Raw genomic sequence first — 13,939 nt, 5'->3', positions numbered from 1 at the left:
GCTCAGACTTCGTCCAGATCGTCGTCGTCGAATTCGACCGGCTCGCCGGCGCCGGCGTCACTCATATCCAGGCGCGAGGGACGTTCCCCGCCGACCGACCATAGACGCTCCAGGCCGTAGAACTCGCGGATACGCGGCAGCATGATGTGGCAGATGATGTCGCCAAGATCCACCAACACCCACTCGCCCTCGCGCTCGCCTTCCACACCCAGCGGCGCGTTGCCGTTTTCCTTGGCCTTCTTCACCACCTCGTCGGCGATGGCCTTGACATGACGGGAGGAGCTGCCGGAAACCACGAACATCAGGTCGGCCACCGAGGTCTTCTCGCGGACGTCGAGTTCGACGACATCCTTGGCCTTCATGTCCTCGAGGGCGGCCACCACGGTCTGCCGCATGGCCACCTCGTTGGCCTCATCGGCGGTGGAACGGGACGATTGGGAAGACGGGCTGGCAGACAAGATGCGATTTACCTTCAAAAGTGGATGGCGCCAGGATGGCGCGATGTGGGCACTATTATAACGGCGCCGGCCATCGTCGCGTGAAGGCGTGCACCGACACGCTCACCGCCACGCTCAATCGACGCGATACGGGGCCAGCAGCGGTGGCTGCTCCAGCACGGCATCGGGCACCAGATAACGCGGCGAGCGCCCGGCGGCGAGCAGTGCGCGCACCTCCGAGGCGGAGATATCGATCGGCGTGACACTGAGGCCACACACACGCCCATATGCGCACTCGGCCAATTGCCGGCCATGCGCCACACGCCTGGGTTCGACCTCGCGTGCCAGTTCGCCCGGCAGGGCACCGGAGCCCCCACCCGGACGCGTCAACACGGCAATGTGCGCCAGCTCGAACAGGCGCCGCCACTGATGCCAGCTGGCCAGGCCGGCGAACGCGTCGGCGCCCAGCAGCAGGATCAAGGGCCGCTGCGGGCCGATCTCCGCGCGCAGCTCGGCCAGGGTATCGATGCTGTAGGACGGCCCGTCGCGGCCCAGTTCACGCTCGTCCAGGAGCAACCGGTCCTGCCCGGAAAGCGCGGCGCGCAGCAAGGCCACGCGGGCCGTGGCATCGGCCACGGTCGGCGGGCGATGCGGCGGCACGCGGGCCGGCATCATGCACACCTCGGCATCGAGCAACTCGGAAGCCTCCCACGCCGCGCGCAGATGTCCCAGGTGCACCGGGTCGAAGGTGCCGCCAAAAATAGCCAGTGGTTTCATGCGTCGATCAACACCTTGGCGGCACGCGGTTCGGCGACCATCGCCACCAACCGCTGCATTTCCAGCCAGGGCTGGCCATCGGCGCGGCCCTTGCTCTGGCGGTCGATCAGGGCCGCCTGCGCCAGACAGCGCAGCCAGTGCTCACGCGGCGCGCGGCGCAGCGCCTTGCGGAAAAGCTGTTCACGCGCCGCCCATAACCGCTCGGCCTTGGCCTGGGCGGCAAAATCGCGCGCCGAAGCCAGGCGCAGGGCAATTTCCAGCTGCTTGACCAACCAGCCCAGCAGCGGAATCAGTTCCTCGCCCTCGGCTTGCAGGCCAGCCAGGATGCGCAGCGCGCGTGCGCCCTCGCCGGCGAACGCGGCGTCGGAAAGCTTGAAGGCATCAAAGCGGGCGCTGTCGGCGACCAGGTCTTCCAGCATGGCCGCGTCCAGACGTGCGCCCTGCGGCACCAGCACGGCCAGCTTGTCCACCTCCTGCGCGGCGGCCAGCAGATTGCCCTCGATGCGCTGGCTGAGCAGACCGACGGCATCGGGGCTCGGGTTCAAACCATGGGCCTTCATGCGCGCACCGATCCAGGCCGGCAACTCGTTGGGTCGTGGCGGCCAGAACACCACCATGATGCCGGCCTTGTCGATGGCCCGGCTCCAGGCGCCCTCGTTGGCCTTGGCCCACTGCGTGCAGGTCACCAGCAGCACGGTATCGGGCGGCGGATTTTCACAATAGGCGCTGAGCGCGGCACTGCCCTCGCGCCCGGGACGCGCCGTGGGCAGGCGCAGATCCAGCAGGCGCTGGGTGGCGAACAGCGACATGCCGGCGGCGGCACGGGCCAGGTCGTCCCAGTCGAAACCGGACTCGACGCTCATCACCTCGCGCTCGCTGTAGCCCAGCTCACGCGCCCGTGCACGCAGCGCATCGGCCGCTTCCAGCACCAGCAGTTCTTCACCGACCAGCAGATACACCGGCGCCAGCTGCGGCGCGGCAAGCTGGCGGCTCCACTGGCCCGGGTTCAGCGGCATGCGCGGCTCAGTCCCCGCCCGGCGCGCCGAGATCGGACTGCTGATCGGCGCCCTGGGTCGGCAACTGGTCCGACTGTGCCTTGCGCGCCGCATCGGGATGCTCGGCCGCCGCCTGCAGGCGCAGCATGATGGCCTGCACCATGTCCGTCTGCAGGCTGCGATGCAGGGCCTCGGTCTGGGTTTCGGTACCGATGGTCTGGCGCGAGTCGTAGGTGAACTCGCGCGACATGTTGACACTCTGCCGCGGCACGATGATGTTGCCCTTGGCATCGGTGGCCACAAACTCGACGTGGTAACGCACGGCAAATTCCTTCACCCGCGAGTAGTCGCCCACGGTGAGGGTCTGCGTGGAAAAGCGCGCCACCGGCACCTTCAGCTCCGCAATGCCGTCGCCGGGCTCGTCGACCAGATCAATGCCGGCCAGTTTCAACTGCGTGGCCAGATCGCGAGTGAGATCGCCGCCGCCATTCACACTCAGGTGGGTGCGCGCCATGCTGGCCGGCAGCTGAGCGCTGCGCCGCAGGTGAAACCCGCAGGCGCCGAGAGCCAGCGTCAGCAACGCCAGCGTGGAGAGGGCAAACGAACGACGGAGCATGGACATCATCCCACCACGATATTGACGATCTTGCCGGGTACCACAATCACCTTGCGCACGGTCTTGCCTTCCAAGTGCGCCGCCACACCGGGCAGCGCCAGCGCTTGTTCCTGGGCGTCGTCCCTGGAGGCATCGGCGGCAAGCTCCAGCGTACCGCGCAACTTGCCGTTGACCTGCACCGCCAGTTTCACCGAGTCGCGCACCAGCGCCGACTCGTCGACCGCCGGCCAGGGTTGGCCCTCGATCAGGCTTTCGCCATGACCCAAGGCCTGCCACAGCGCGTGACTGGCGTGCGGGGTGATCGGGTTCAGCAACAGCACCACCGCTTCCAGCGCTTCCTGGCGCACCGCGCGGGCCTGGTCGGAGGTGTCGCTGAACTTGCCCAGCGCGTTGAGCAGCTCCATCACCGCGGCGATGGCAGTGTTGAAGGTCAGGCGGCGGCCATAGTCATCGCTGACCTTGGCGATGGTTTCGTGCAGCTGGCGACGCAGCGCCTTCTGATTCTTGTCCAGCGCGGCCTTGTCCAGCGCCGGTGCGGCGCCGGCCGCAGCATGGACGTGCACTTCGCGCCACAGGCGCTTCAGGAAGCGCGCCATGCCCTCGACGCCGGCCTCGTTCCACTCCAGCGATTGCTCGGGCGGCGCGGCGAACATCGAGAACAGGCGCACGGTGTCGGCGCCATAGCGCTGCACCATGGTCTGCGGATCGACGCCGTTGTTCTTGGACTTGGACATCTTCTCGGTGCCGCCGATCTTGACCGGCTTGCCGTCGGAGATCAGCACCGCACCGGTGACATGGTTCTTCTCGTCGCGCTGAATTTCCACGTCGGCCGGGTTGAACCAGGTCTTGGAGCCGTCGTCCTCGTCACGGTAGAAGGTCTCGGCAATCACCATGCCCTGGCACAGCAGGTTGCGCGCCGGCTCGTCGCTGTCGACCAGTCCGGCATCTCGCATCAGCTTGTGATAGAAGCGGAAATACAAAAGATGCAGGATGGCGTGCTCGATGCCGCCGATGTACTGATCCACCGGCAGCCAGTAATTGGCGCGCGCATCGACCTGATCGGCCGCCCCTGGGCTGGTATAGCGGGCGTAGTACCAGCTCGACTCCATGAAGGTGTCGAAGGTGTCGGTTTCACGCTCGGCCGGACCGCCGCACTTGGGACAGGTGGTCTTGCGCCACTCGGGGTCGGCCTTGATCGGCGACTTCACACCGGTGAACTCGACATCTTCCGGCAGCACCACCGGCAGCTGGTCCTCGGGCACCGGCACCGCGTCGCACGTTGGGCAGTAGATGATCGGAATCGGGCAGCCCCAGTAACGCTGGCGGCTGACGCCCCAGTCGCGCAGGCGCCAGTTGACCCGTCGCTCGCCACGGCCGGCCTCGACCAGCGCCTGGGCAATGGCATCGAAGGCCTGCTCGAACTCCAGGCCGTCGTACGGACCGGAGTTGACCAGCGTGCCGTGCTCGGTGAACGCGGCCTCGTTGAGCACGCGGTATTCGAACTGCTCGATCAGCTGCATGGCCGCGGTGCGGTCATAGGCGTCGGTGTGGCCGCCTTCCAGTGCCGCACGCATCGGATCGGCGCCGACACCGGCGGCCAGATCGTGCTGCAGCTCGGTTACCGCATCGACCACGTCGCGGTTGACCACCACCATCTTGATCGGCAGGTCGTACTTGCGGGCAAATTCGTGGTCGCGCTCATCGTGGCCGGGCACGCTCATCACCGCGCCGGTGCCGTAGCCCATCAGCACGAAGTTGGCGATCCACACCGGCAGCTTGTCGCCGGTCAGCGGATGGATCACATGGAAGCCGGTGGCCATGCCACGCTTTTCCTGCGTCTCGACATCGGCCTCGGCGGTGCCGCCGCGCTTGCACTCCTCGACGAACTCGTCCAGCTCCGGATTGGCCGCCGCGGCGCGCTGCGCCAGCGGATGCTCGGCGGCCACGGCCAGATAGGTGGCGCCCATCAGCGTGTCAGGACGCGTCGTGAACACGGTCACCGAGTCGTCGGCGCCGTCCACATCGAAACGGATTTCCAGGCCTTCGGAGCGGCCAATCCAGTTGCGCTGCATGGTCTTGACCGCATCGGGCCAGCCATCCATCGCGTCCAGGCCGTCCAGCAGCTCCTGGGCGTAATCGGTGATCTTCAGGAACCACTGCGGAATCTCGCGCTTTTCCACCAGCGCGCCGGTACGCCAGCCGCGGCCGTCGATCACCTGCTCGTTGGCCAGCGTGGTCTGGTCGATCGGATCCCAGTTGACGATCGAATTCTTGCGGTAAGCCATGCCCTTGTTGAACAGGCGCACGAACATGCGCTGCTCGTGGGCGTAGTAATCCGGGCGGCAGGCGGCAAATTCGCGCGACCAGTCATAGGCAAAGCCCATGCGCTTGAGCTGGCCCTTCATGTGCTCGATGTTGGCGTAGGTCCACTTGGCCGGCGCGGTCTTGTTCTTGATCGCCGCATTCTCGGCCGGCAGACCGAACGCATCCCAACCCATTGGCTGCAGCACGTTCTTGCCCTGCATGCGCTGGTAGCGGCTGATCACATCGCCGATGGTGTAGTTGCGCACATGCCCCATGTGCAATGCACCGGACGGGTACGGCAACATGGACAGGCAGTAGTACTTGGGCCGCGAGGGATCTTCGGTCACCTCGAAGGCGCCGGTCTCGGTCCAGAACTGCTGCGCGGCGGTTTCGACCGCTTGCGGATCGTAGGTTTCCTGCATAGAAATCGGTATCGGGGCACCCGGACGGGCGCGCATGTTGGGGGAAGGCGCCAAGACTACCCTAAGGCCCGAACGCCGGCCAAGCGCGGAACGATGGTGGATGCAGGCGTTCTGGCACATGTGCGGCGCGCCGCACGAGCCGATGATGACATGGTGTTACATATCACCAGTACACAGGAGGTGTCATGGATTGGGCCATTCGCAGCCACCAGTTGAACCGGCGTTTTGACGGCGGCAAGGGCGTGCACGGGCTGGACCTTGAGGTGCCCGCCGGCCAGGTGTATGGCTTCCTGGGCCGCAACGGCGCCGGCAAGACCACCACCATCCGCCTGCTGCTGGGCCTGCTGCGTGCCGATGAGGGCACGGTGACCTTGCTTGGCAAGCCGCTGGACTGGCGTCGTCGAGAGGCTCTGGCGCAGGTCGGCGCGATGGTCGAGGCGCCCTCGCTGTATGCGCATCTGAGCGGCCATCAGAACCTGGCCATCGCCTGCCGCCTGCGCGGACTGCCGTACACCGAGATCGAGCGCACGCTGCAACAGGTGGAATTGAGCGATGACGCGCAACGTCGCGTTGGCACCTATTCGCTGGGCATGCGCCAACGCCTGGGCGTGGCACTGGCCCTGCTGGGCCAACCACCGCTGCTGATTCTGGATGAACCCACCAATGGCCTTGACCCTTCTGGCGTGATCGCCATGCGCGATCTGCTGCGGCGTCTGTCCAGCGAACACGGTTTCACCATTTTTCTTTGCAGCCATCTGCTGAGCGAAGTCGAGCAGGTGGCCACGCAGCTGGGCATGCTCGAAGCGGGGCGCCTGCGCTTTCAGGGCAGCATCGAGACCTTGCGCGCGCAGTTCCCCGACGCCCTTCGCGTGCGGGTGGACGACACCGTCACCGCGCTGGCGGTGATGCGCGGCGCCGGCCAGCAGGCTCAACTGATCGATGAGGGTTGCCTGGAAATTGCCGCGCCTTCGCTGCCCGACCACGCCATCAATCGCCTGCTGGTCGAGGCCGGCCACGCCGTCAGTGCCGTGGGCCGGCACCGCCATTCACTGGAAGACATGTTCCTGAGCCTGACCGCCGATACCCAGGAGGCCGCATGAACCTGATTCGCGCCACGCTCACACGCACCCTGCCGGCCGAATACATCAAGCTGCGCCACACACTCACGCTCTGGCTGGCGCTGCTGGCACCGCTGATGGTGGTGACTCTTTGCGTGCTGGCGATCGTGATGCGCCAAAAGCTGCCTGCGGCCGTGACCGGCGCTGCCAGCGAGGCCTGGCAGCGCCACCTGATGGGCATCACCTACCTTTGGACAGGCATGATGCTGCCGCTGATGATCGCGCTGCAGGCGGCCTGGCTGGCCGCGCTGGAACACAACGGCGCGCAGTGGAAGCAGCTGCTGGCCCAACCGGTCCCACGAAGCGCGCACTATCTGGCCAAGCTACTGGTACTCCTGGGCCTGCTTTTGCTCAGTCAGCTGATTCTGGTGCTGCTGATGCCGCTCAGCGGCTGGCTGATGGCGTGGCTGCGCCCGGCCATCACCACGCACGGCGCGCCGCCGTGGCGCTTCATCGCGCGCATCGGCGTGCAAAGCCTGCTGGCCTGTGGGCTGATGGTGGTGATCCAGTTCTGGGCCGCGCTGCGCTGGCGCAGCTTTACCGCCGCCATTGGCTTAGGCATGGCGGGCACCGTGGCCAGCTTCCTGATCATGCAGTCCAAATATGGACTATGGTTTCCATGGTCCATGCCGACGCAGGTGCTGGTCAATCGGCCAGGCATCGCCGCACAGGTCAGCTGGCTGGGTGCCGGCGGTTTACTCGTACTGGGAACGCTGGCGCTGATGCAACTGGCGCGGCGCGAGATCGACTGACCCCGCACCGCGCCGCCGCCCGGCTTACTCGGCCGGGCAGTTTGCCGTGGCGCCCGATGCCATCTGCCGCACCACGCCGGCGACCTGGTCGGCCAGGGCGGCGATGGCCTGCTGATGGCCCTGCACCAGGGCGCTGTAGCCGGCGCCCACACTTTGGCGTACCTGACTGACGCAGTTGATGGCCGGCCCCTTTTCGCCCTGCACGCTCCAGGTCGCGTTGATCTGCGCATAGTGCGAAAGCGCCGAGTCAAAGCGCTGCACATGCAGGCGCACCCGGTACAGCGGCGCCTTCTTGGCGTGCGGCATGCCGTAGACATCGTGCGTGCCCAACTCATCACCAAGGCGATCGGCAAAAGCCTCGCGGATCTCGTTGCCCAGCGGCGCGATCCACTGCTCCGCTTCGACAAGCTGAACCTGATCGTCACCTTGGCGCACCACCATTTGCGGCTGATCGACCTGCGCCGGGATGGTCACCGGCAACACCTCGATCAGATACGGCGACTTCGAAGTGGGCGTCACCGTCGACGGCGGCACCAGGGTGTAGAAGTGAGTTGGCGCCGAACTGCAGCCGGCCAGCAGCAGACCCAGCACGGCGAAAACGCCAAGTTTCAGTAACTTTGCAGTACTCATTGCCTGCCCTCATCGTCCTTGTCCGGTGCCAGCGGTGGCGGCGCGTTGCGGCGACCACGCAGCAGCGCTTCGGGGTGGCGGCTCAGGTAATCGCTGAGCACGCGCAGCGAGCGCGCCGCACGCTGCAGCTCGTTGAGCGTCTGGCCGATGTTCTGACGCAGCGGCGAGTCTCCGCCCAGCGCCTGGTTGACCGTGCCCAGGGTGTCGTGCGCCTCGTCCAGCGTAGTCTTGAGCTGCGGCACGATCTGCGTGTTGACCTTCTTCAGCAACTGATCGACCCCCTTCAGACTGCCGTTGAGGTTATTGCCGATCTTGTCGAACGGCACCTTGTCCAGCTTGTCGACGATGTGACCCACCTGCTCCTGGATGCGATCGAAATTGCCCTGCGTGGTGGGAATGTGCAGTGGTTTGGCATCCGGGTCGAACTTGACCTTCTTCGAGTGCGGGAGGAAGTCCAGCGCCACGTACAGCTGACCGGTCAGCAGGTTACCGTTGCGCAGTTGCGCACGCAGCCCATGCTTGACCAGAATGCCCAGCAGAGCGCCGTGGTTGTGCGCGTAGCGGTCGCCGGCACGCTTGATGAACCTGGCATTCGCACGGCCCATGCGTTCGGGGTAGACCACGGCGGTCACGTCCACCGGGAAATACTTGGTCTTGGGATCGAAGTTGAGCGTGATCGCCTTGACCTCGCCCAGGGTGATGCCCTGGAAATCGATCGGCGCGCCCACCGACAGGCCACGCACCGACTGGCGGAAACGCATGGTGATCATCACCGGCGGACCATCCGGTGGCGTCATCGCCTTGCTGCGCCCGTCATACAGCTTGAAGCGCGTGCCCGGCTCGGCCCGCGTGCGATCCTTGCCAGCATGCGGCGGGCGCTGGAAGGCCACGCCTCCGGCCACCACCGTGGCCAGCGATTCGGTATTGAGTTTCAGCCCGTTGGCGTTGACGTTCACATCCACACCGCTGGCATTCCAGAAGCGCGTCTCCTTGGTCACAAACTTGTCATTGGGAGCCTTCACAAACACCTGCACCGAGACCCCCTTGCCGTCGGAGTCCAGGTGATAGGCGACCACGCGTCCGACCTGGATGCGGCGGAAATACACTGGCGAGCCGATATCCAGCGAGCCAAGATCACTGCTGCGCAGCAGGTAACTTGAACCTGCCTCGCCATGAGTCAGCGGTGGTGGTGTCTCCAGACCGGCGAATTGGTGCTGGGCCTTTTGCGACTGGCCGGTATCGGCGCCGATATAGGCGCCGGACAGCAGCGTGCCCAGGCCGGAAACACCGCCTAGCCCGATGCGCGGACGCACCACCCAGAAGCGGCTGCCCTGGGTGGCAAAGCTGGAGTCCTTCTTCTTCAGGTCGACGTTGACCAGCACCTTGGAGCGGTCACCGGACAATTCGATGGTCTTGACCTTGCCGATGACCACATTCTTGTACTTGACCTCGGTCTTCCCCGCCTCCAGGCCCTCGGCACTCTGGAAGGTGATGGTGATCTGTGGCCCGGCCGATACGTACGAACTGACCACCATGGACAGTCCTACCAGAGCCACCACCAGCGGTACCAGCCAGATCAACGAAAATTGCCAGCGCCGACGCCGATGCACCTCGGGCTCCGGCACGTTGGGCGTGGCACCGGACCGCTTCTCGGCGTCATTCATCGGATGTCCCCTTGTGCATATCTATATCGGCATGCGACGGATCGTTGTCCCAGATCAGCCGCGGATCGAAACTCATCGAGGCCAGCATGGTCAGCACTACCACCAAGCCGAAATACACCACGCCAGGAAGCGGCTCGACTTCAGCCAATGGCTGGAAGTTCACCAGCGCCACCAGCAGCGTGACCACAAATACATCCAGCATCGACCAGTAGCCGACCAGCTCGACCACACGATAGAGCTTGGCCCGGTGCGTGCTGGCCCAACTGCTACCACGCTGCGTGCTGACCAGCAATGTGATCAGGGCCAGGAATTTGAGCATCGGCACCATGATCGAGGCCACGAACACGATCACGGCCAGATCCCACGAGCCATTGCGATAAAGCTCGACCACGCCGGAAAGAATGGTGTTGTCTTCCTTGCTGAACAGTGTGCCCGTGCGCATGATCGGCAGCACGTTGGCGGGGATATACAACATCATCGCGCTCAGCAGCAGTGCCCAGCAGCTGGCCAGCGAGTGCGGCTTGCGCAGGTGCACCCTGGCCCCGCAACGCGGGCAGACAGCGGCCTGGTCGGGGCCGGGAGCTCGCATCACCAGCCCGCAGACATGGCATCCACACAGGCCCAGCGCGCGGGCCGAGCGCACCGGTGCGCCGGTCACCGGCAACGCTCCTGCTTGAGGGTCCAAAGATCACGCACGTCGAAGGTGGTGACCAGCGTCAGTGTCACGGTCAGGCCAGCAAACAGGATCACGCCAGGCCGCATCTCCAGGTCGAACAGGCTCGAAACCTTGGTCAATGCCACCAGCGTGCCCAGCATGAACACCTCGATCATGGCCCACGGCCGCAACAGCCGAATCGCCCGCATGGCCGGCGCGAACGCCGGCGGTCGACGATGAAAACGCAGGAACATCAGCACCCAGGTAAACAAAAGAATCTGCGCCAGCGGAAAGAAGAAAAGCGTCAGCGCCGCCAGTACCGCGATCAGCGGTACGCCGGCACCCCACACGGCGATGATGGCCCCCCACAGCGTCGAGGCGTTGTCCTTGCCATTGAGCCCCAGCGCCACGATCGGCCAGCTGTTGGCCATCACGAAGCACAGCATGGCCGTCACGGTAAGCGCCAGCATCGCATGCACGCTGAGCCACGGCGCCCGATAGAGCACCGCATGGCAACGCTGGCAGCGCGCCGATTCGCCGCGCGCAAGCGTACGTCGCTGATACACCGCGTCGCAGTGCTCACAGACAATCAGCGGCGGCATTGAGTACTCGCCAGGTCTGGCACGCATCTCCTCCATGGTCGGCCATTATGACGAATGTGAACGGTGGCGGCTAAACCGCACCCAAACACCGCCCCGGCAAGCCGCCGTGGCTTGATTTGCCCGCGCACGCCCAAACCTGAGCTCTCAGACTCATTCCGTTACCGCATTCAAGGAGTTGCCGTGACCGTTGCCAACACGCATGTGTTCGATGTCACCCAGGGCACGTTCGAGACCGACGTCATCAAGGCATCGCTGGAAACGCCGATTCTGGTCGACTTCTGGGCCGAATGGTGCGGGCCATGCAAGAGCCTGGGGCCGTTGCTGGAAAAGCTGGCGGGCGAATACAACGGCAGCTTCCGCCTGGCCAAGGTCGACGTGGAGGCCGAACAGGAGCTGGCCGGCATATTCGGCGTGCGCTCTATCCCCACCGTGGTGCTGATCAAGGACGGACAGATTGCCGACGGTTTTGCCGGCGCTCTACCCGAATCGCAGCTGCGCGAGTTTCTGTCGCGTCATGTGCAGCCGTCGTCCCGGCTGGAAGGTGTGCCCGAGGAAGCCACCTCCGAGCCTGAGACGGCCACCGAGACACCCGATCAGGCGCTGGCACGTATCCAGCAGGAAATGGCGGCCGCGCCCGACAAGCCCGAACTCAAGCTGGACCTGGCCCAGGCACTGATCCACACCGGCCAATACGCCGCGGCGGAAGCCGAGCTTGCCAACCTGCCGGCCAATTTGGCGACCGACGATCGGGCCAAACGTCTGCAGGGCCAGCTGGAGCTGGCGCGCAGCCTGGAGCAGGCTCCCGATGAGACCGCGCTGCGCCAGCGCATCGACCTCAAGCCAGACGACTGGGAGGCGCGCGAGCTGCTGGGCGTGCGCCTGGTACTGGGCCACGATCCGGGCGCGGGGTTGGAGCAGTTCCTGGCCATCCTCAAGGAAGCGCGCGACTGGAACGATGGCCAGGCCAGGAAGCGCCTGCTGGCCGCCTTCCAGATTCTGGACGATGCCGCGCTGGTGGGCCGCTATCGCCGCCAGATGTCCTCGCTGCTGTTCTGATGGGCGCAAGCGCTTGAAGGCATCCACGTTCCGGCGGCTGCTCAATCTGTGGCCGCCGTTTCTGTTTACCGGTGTTCGCGTCACTGAGCTTGCGCCGGACTGGAGCCAGGCGCGCGTCGTGCTGCGCCTGCATCGCTGGAACCGCAACTACGTCGGCACCCAGTTCGGCGGCAGCCTGTTCGCCATGGGCGACCCGTTCTGGATGCTGCTGCTGATGCACCAGTTGGGGCGCGACTACTATGTGTGGGACCGCGCCGGCTCCATCGACTTTGTCGCGCCTGGCCGCGGCGATGTGTACGCGCATTTCGTGCTTGATGCCCCCACCGTCGAACAGATCCGCCAGCAGGCCGCCGGCGGGGACAAGGTGCTGCACTGGTTCGAGCAGGAGCTGACACTGGCCGATGGCACCGTGGTGGCGCGCGTGCGCAAGCAGCTGTACATCCGTCTGAAGCCCGAGGCACGCGGTCGCACGTAACCGCGCCACCTGCCTACAATGGCTGCGCCTTCCACTTCCGGCCCGCGCCTGCCCATGGCTTCACTTCGTATCAAACGCTATCTGCTGACCGGCCTGCTGACGGTGATCCCGCTGTGGGTGACCGTGGCGGTGTTCAAGTTCGTGCTCGGCCTGCTGGCGCAAATGGGCGAACCGCTGGTCAACGCGCTGCTGGCCGCGCTGGGGGTAGTGGCGCCGCACACCGCCACGGCCCTGCACAGCGACTGGTTGCTGTACACGCTGGCGCTGCTGCTGACACTGGGCGTGCTGTACGTGGTCGGCTTTCTGGCCAGCCGTGTGATCGGGCGCCGCCTGATTGATGCCTTCGATGCCCTGCTGCAACGCATTCCTCTGGTGCAGACCATCTACGGCGGCACCAAGAAACTGATGGCAGTGCTGCAGAACAAGCCCAGCGGCGTGCAGCGCGTGGTGCTGATCGACTTTCCGCGCCGCGGCATGAAGGTGGTCGGATTCGTCACGCGCGTGATGCGTGAGGAAGGCACCGGCCGCGAGATGGCCGCGGTGTATATCCCCACGACGCCCAATCCGACCGGCGGCTACCTGGAAGTGGTGCCGATCGAGGAAGTCACACCCACCGACTGGACCATGGATCAGGCCATGGCCTTCATCATCTCCGGCGGTGCGGTAGCACCGGACACGCTGCCGGCATCGGCGCCGCCCGCCGATGCCGAGGCGCTGCGTCCGCAGCCTGAGCCGCCCGCGACGTAAGCGCGTCATGGCCTTGTCCAGCTCCGCTCCGCGCCGGATACGTGCCTTCATCGCGCTGTGCCCGGATGCCGAGTCGCGCCAGCAACTGGTCCAGCTGCAGCGAGAGCTGCGCCCCACCCTGCCTGCCGCCGCGCGCTGGCCACATGCGGACGACCTGCATCTGACGCTGCGCTTTCTGGGCGCCATCGACCCGACGACGCTGGCGCAGGTCACCGCTCGCCTCCAGGCGCTGTCCGTGCCAACGCTGCCACCCGTACGCACCGAATCACTACAAGCGTGGCCGCAGCCGCAACACGCCCGTGTACTGGTGCTGAGCACGCAACTGAATACGGCCACCCGTGAGCTGGCCGAGCGCTGCGAGCAGATCGCCACGGCCTGCGGTCTGGCGGCCAACACACGCGCCTTTCGCCCGCACATCACCCTGGCCCGCCCGCCAGCCGGCGCGTCTAGCCCGCTCCAGGCGTCATTGCCCCCGACGCTGGGGTTTGACGGTCTGGCGCTGATGCAAAGCGCGGCGGCCGACGCGCAGGGGCGTCGCTATCGCCGCCTCGCCCATGGGTCACTAGCGCACCCCTGACCTTCGACACTGTGGCGGAGCGTTACTTTCGTCCTAGCCTCGGTGGTTGCTGCTTCACACAAAAAGGACGCAGGCGACCGCGGGCCGTTGGGGGACGTGGGCCCGCCTGTCG

Annotated in this window: 15 protein-coding genes; 6 read left to right on the top strand and 9 right to left on the bottom strand. The window is 65.7% G+C overall.

Going from position 1 to position 13,939, the window contains the following annotated elements; genetic code table 11:
- Window positions 1-2: 2 nt before the first annotated feature.
- The 5 genes from rsfS to leuS all read right to left on the bottom strand — a co-directional run bounded on the left by rsfS (window position 3) and on the right by leuS (window position 5,551).
- On the bottom strand, window positions 3-395 hold the full coding sequence (rsfS, locus tag HBF24_RS05250) for a ribosome silencing factor (protein WP_167170112.1): 393 nt from the start codon (window positions 393-395) through the stop codon (window positions 3-5).
- A gap of 177 nt (window positions 396-572) precedes the next feature.
- Complete coding sequence (gene nadD / locus HBF24_RS05245) at window positions 573-1,214, bottom strand: nicotinate-nucleotide adenylyltransferase (RefSeq protein ID WP_167169941.1); 642 nt, start codon at window positions 1,212-1,214, stop codon at window positions 573-575.
- Window positions 1,211-2,230 carry a DNA polymerase III subunit delta gene (gene holA / locus HBF24_RS05240; RefSeq protein WP_167169938.1) on the bottom strand — a complete coding sequence of 340 codons (1,020 nt, stop codon included), beginning with the start codon at window positions 2,228-2,230 and terminating at the stop codon, window positions 1,211-1,213. The genes nadD and holA overlap by 4 nt, the downstream gene beginning before the upstream one ends.
- Window positions 2,231-2,237: 7 nt before the next feature.
- Window positions 2,238-2,825 carry an LPS assembly lipoprotein LptE gene (lptE, locus tag HBF24_RS05235; protein ID WP_206064182.1) on the bottom strand — a complete coding sequence of 196 codons (588 nt, stop codon included), beginning with the start codon at window positions 2,823-2,825 and terminating at the stop codon, window positions 2,238-2,240.
- A 5-nt stretch (window positions 2,826-2,830) separates the two neighbouring features.
- Window positions 2,831-5,551 carry a leucine--tRNA ligase gene (gene leuS / locus HBF24_RS05230; protein ID WP_167169935.1) on the bottom strand — a complete coding sequence of 907 codons (2,721 nt, stop codon included), beginning with the start codon at window positions 5,549-5,551 and terminating at the stop codon, window positions 2,831-2,833.
- 185 nt (window positions 5,552-5,736) lie between these two features.
- Here leuS and HBF24_RS05225 point away from each other — a divergent pair, with 185 nt between their 5' ends.
- Both HBF24_RS05225 and HBF24_RS05220 read left to right on the top strand, forming a co-directional pair.
- On the top strand, window positions 5,737-6,651 hold the full coding sequence (locus tag HBF24_RS05225) for an ABC transporter ATP-binding protein (protein ID WP_167169932.1): 915 nt from the start codon (window positions 5,737-5,739) through the stop codon (window positions 6,649-6,651).
- On the top strand, window positions 6,648-7,421 hold the full coding sequence (locus HBF24_RS05220) for an ABC transporter permease (protein WP_167169929.1): 774 nt from the start codon (window positions 6,648-6,650) through the stop codon (window positions 7,419-7,421). The genes HBF24_RS05225 and HBF24_RS05220 overlap by 4 nt, the downstream gene beginning before the upstream one ends.
- A gap of 24 nt (window positions 7,422-7,445) precedes the next feature.
- Here HBF24_RS05220 and HBF24_RS05215 read toward each other — a convergent pair whose 3' ends face one another.
- The 4 genes from HBF24_RS05215 to HBF24_RS05200 are packed head-to-tail and all read right to left on the bottom strand — an operon-like array spanning window position 7,446 to window position 10,999.
- The gene (locus HBF24_RS05215; protein WP_167169926.1) at window positions 7,446-8,051 is read right to left on the bottom strand and encodes a PqiC family protein; all 606 of its coding nucleotides are present in this window, start codon (window positions 8,049-8,051) and stop codon (window positions 7,446-7,448) included.
- Window positions 8,048-9,715: an MlaD family protein gene (locus HBF24_RS05210; protein WP_167169924.1), complete on the bottom strand. Its 1,668-nt coding sequence runs from the start codon at window positions 9,713-9,715 to the stop codon at window positions 8,048-8,050. Before HBF24_RS05210 ends, HBF24_RS05215 begins: the two co-directional genes overlap by 4 nt.
- Window positions 9,708-10,373, bottom strand: a complete 666-nt coding sequence (locus tag HBF24_RS05205) for a paraquat-inducible protein A (protein ID WP_343162717.1) — start codon at window positions 10,371-10,373, stop codon at window positions 9,708-9,710. Before HBF24_RS05205 ends, HBF24_RS05210 begins: the two co-directional genes overlap by 8 nt.
- Window positions 10,370-10,999, bottom strand: coding sequence for a paraquat-inducible protein A (locus HBF24_RS05200; RefSeq protein WP_240922202.1), 630 nt, complete (start codon window positions 10,997-10,999; stop codon window positions 10,370-10,372). The genes HBF24_RS05205 and HBF24_RS05200 overlap by 4 nt, the downstream gene beginning before the upstream one ends.
- A gap of 153 nt (window positions 11,000-11,152) precedes the next feature.
- Between HBF24_RS05200 and trxA the strand changes: the two genes are divergently transcribed.
- From trxA to thpR, 4 genes are read left to right on the top strand one after another with little or no spacing between them, the layout of a single operon-like run.
- Window positions 11,153-12,028 (top strand): thioredoxin, encoded by an 876-nt coding sequence (gene trxA / locus HBF24_RS05195; RefSeq protein WP_167169921.1) that lies wholly within the window; start codon window positions 11,153-11,155, stop codon window positions 12,026-12,028.
- A gap of 13 nt (window positions 12,029-12,041) precedes the next feature.
- A complete protein-coding gene (locus tag HBF24_RS05190) occupies window positions 12,042-12,503 on the top strand; it encodes a DUF4442 domain-containing protein (RefSeq protein WP_167169918.1) in 462 nt (153 codons plus the stop codon).
- A gap of 54 nt (window positions 12,504-12,557) precedes the next feature.
- Complete coding sequence (locus tag HBF24_RS05185; RefSeq protein ID WP_167169916.1) at window positions 12,558-13,250, top strand: DUF502 domain-containing protein; 693 nt, start codon at window positions 12,558-12,560, stop codon at window positions 13,248-13,250.
- Window positions 13,251-13,257: 7 nt separating this feature from the next.
- On the top strand, window positions 13,258-13,827 hold the full coding sequence (gene thpR / locus HBF24_RS05180) for an RNA 2',3'-cyclic phosphodiesterase (protein ID WP_167169913.1): 570 nt from the start codon (window positions 13,258-13,260) through the stop codon (window positions 13,825-13,827).
- The last annotated feature ends 112 nt before the right edge of the window (window positions 13,828-13,939 follow it).

It is taken from the genome of Oleiagrimonas sp. C23AA (genome assembly GCF_011759385.1).
Classification (GTDB): domain Bacteria; phylum Pseudomonadota; class Gammaproteobacteria; order Xanthomonadales; family Rhodanobacteraceae; genus Oleiagrimonas.
This window is presented reverse-complemented; position numbering and strand designations above follow the sequence as displayed.

What these genes read in the sequence shown, in the direction of transcription:
- rsfS (WP_167170112.1), bottom strand. Translation starts at nt 395, where the DNA reads ATGCGGCAGACCGTGGTGGCCGCCCTCGAGGACATGAAGGCCAAGGAT.
- nadD (WP_167169941.1), bottom strand. Translation starts at nt 1,214, where the DNA reads ATGAAACCACTGGCTATTTTTGGCGGCACCTTCGACCCGGTGCACCTG.
- holA (WP_167169938.1), bottom strand. Translation starts at nt 2,230, where the DNA reads ATGCCGCTGAACCCGGGCCAGTGGAGCCGCCAGCTTGCCGCGCCGCAG.
- lptE (WP_206064182.1), bottom strand. Translation starts at nt 2,825, where the DNA reads ATGCTCCGTCGTTCGTTTGCCCTCTCCACGCTGGCGTTGCTGACGCTG.
- leuS (WP_167169935.1), bottom strand. Translation starts at nt 5,551, where the DNA reads ATGCAGGAAACCTACGATCCGCAAGCGGTCGAAACCGCCGCGCAGCAG.
- HBF24_RS05225 (WP_167169932.1), top strand. Translation starts at nt 5,737, where the DNA reads ATGGATTGGGCCATTCGCAGCCACCAGTTGAACCGGCGTTTTGACGGC.
- HBF24_RS05220 (WP_167169929.1), top strand. Translation starts at nt 6,648, where the DNA reads ATGAACCTGATTCGCGCCACGCTCACACGCACCCTGCCGGCCGAATAC.
- HBF24_RS05215 (WP_167169926.1), bottom strand. Translation starts at nt 8,051, where the DNA reads ATGAGTACTGCAAAGTTACTGAAACTTGGCGTTTTCGCCGTGCTGGGT.
- HBF24_RS05210 (WP_167169924.1), bottom strand. Translation starts at nt 9,715, where the DNA reads ATGAATGACGCCGAGAAGCGGTCCGGTGCCACGCCCAACGTGCCGGAG.
- HBF24_RS05200 (WP_240922202.1), bottom strand. Translation starts at nt 10,999, where the DNA reads ATGCGTGCCAGACCTGGCGAGTACTCAATGCCGCCGCTGATTGTCTGT.
- HBF24_RS05185 (WP_167169916.1), top strand. Translation starts at nt 12,558, where the DNA reads ATGGCTTCACTTCGTATCAAACGCTATCTGCTGACCGGCCTGCTGACG.
- thpR (WP_167169913.1), top strand. Translation starts at nt 13,258, where the DNA reads ATGGCCTTGTCCAGCTCCGCTCCGCGCCGGATACGTGCCTTCATCGCG.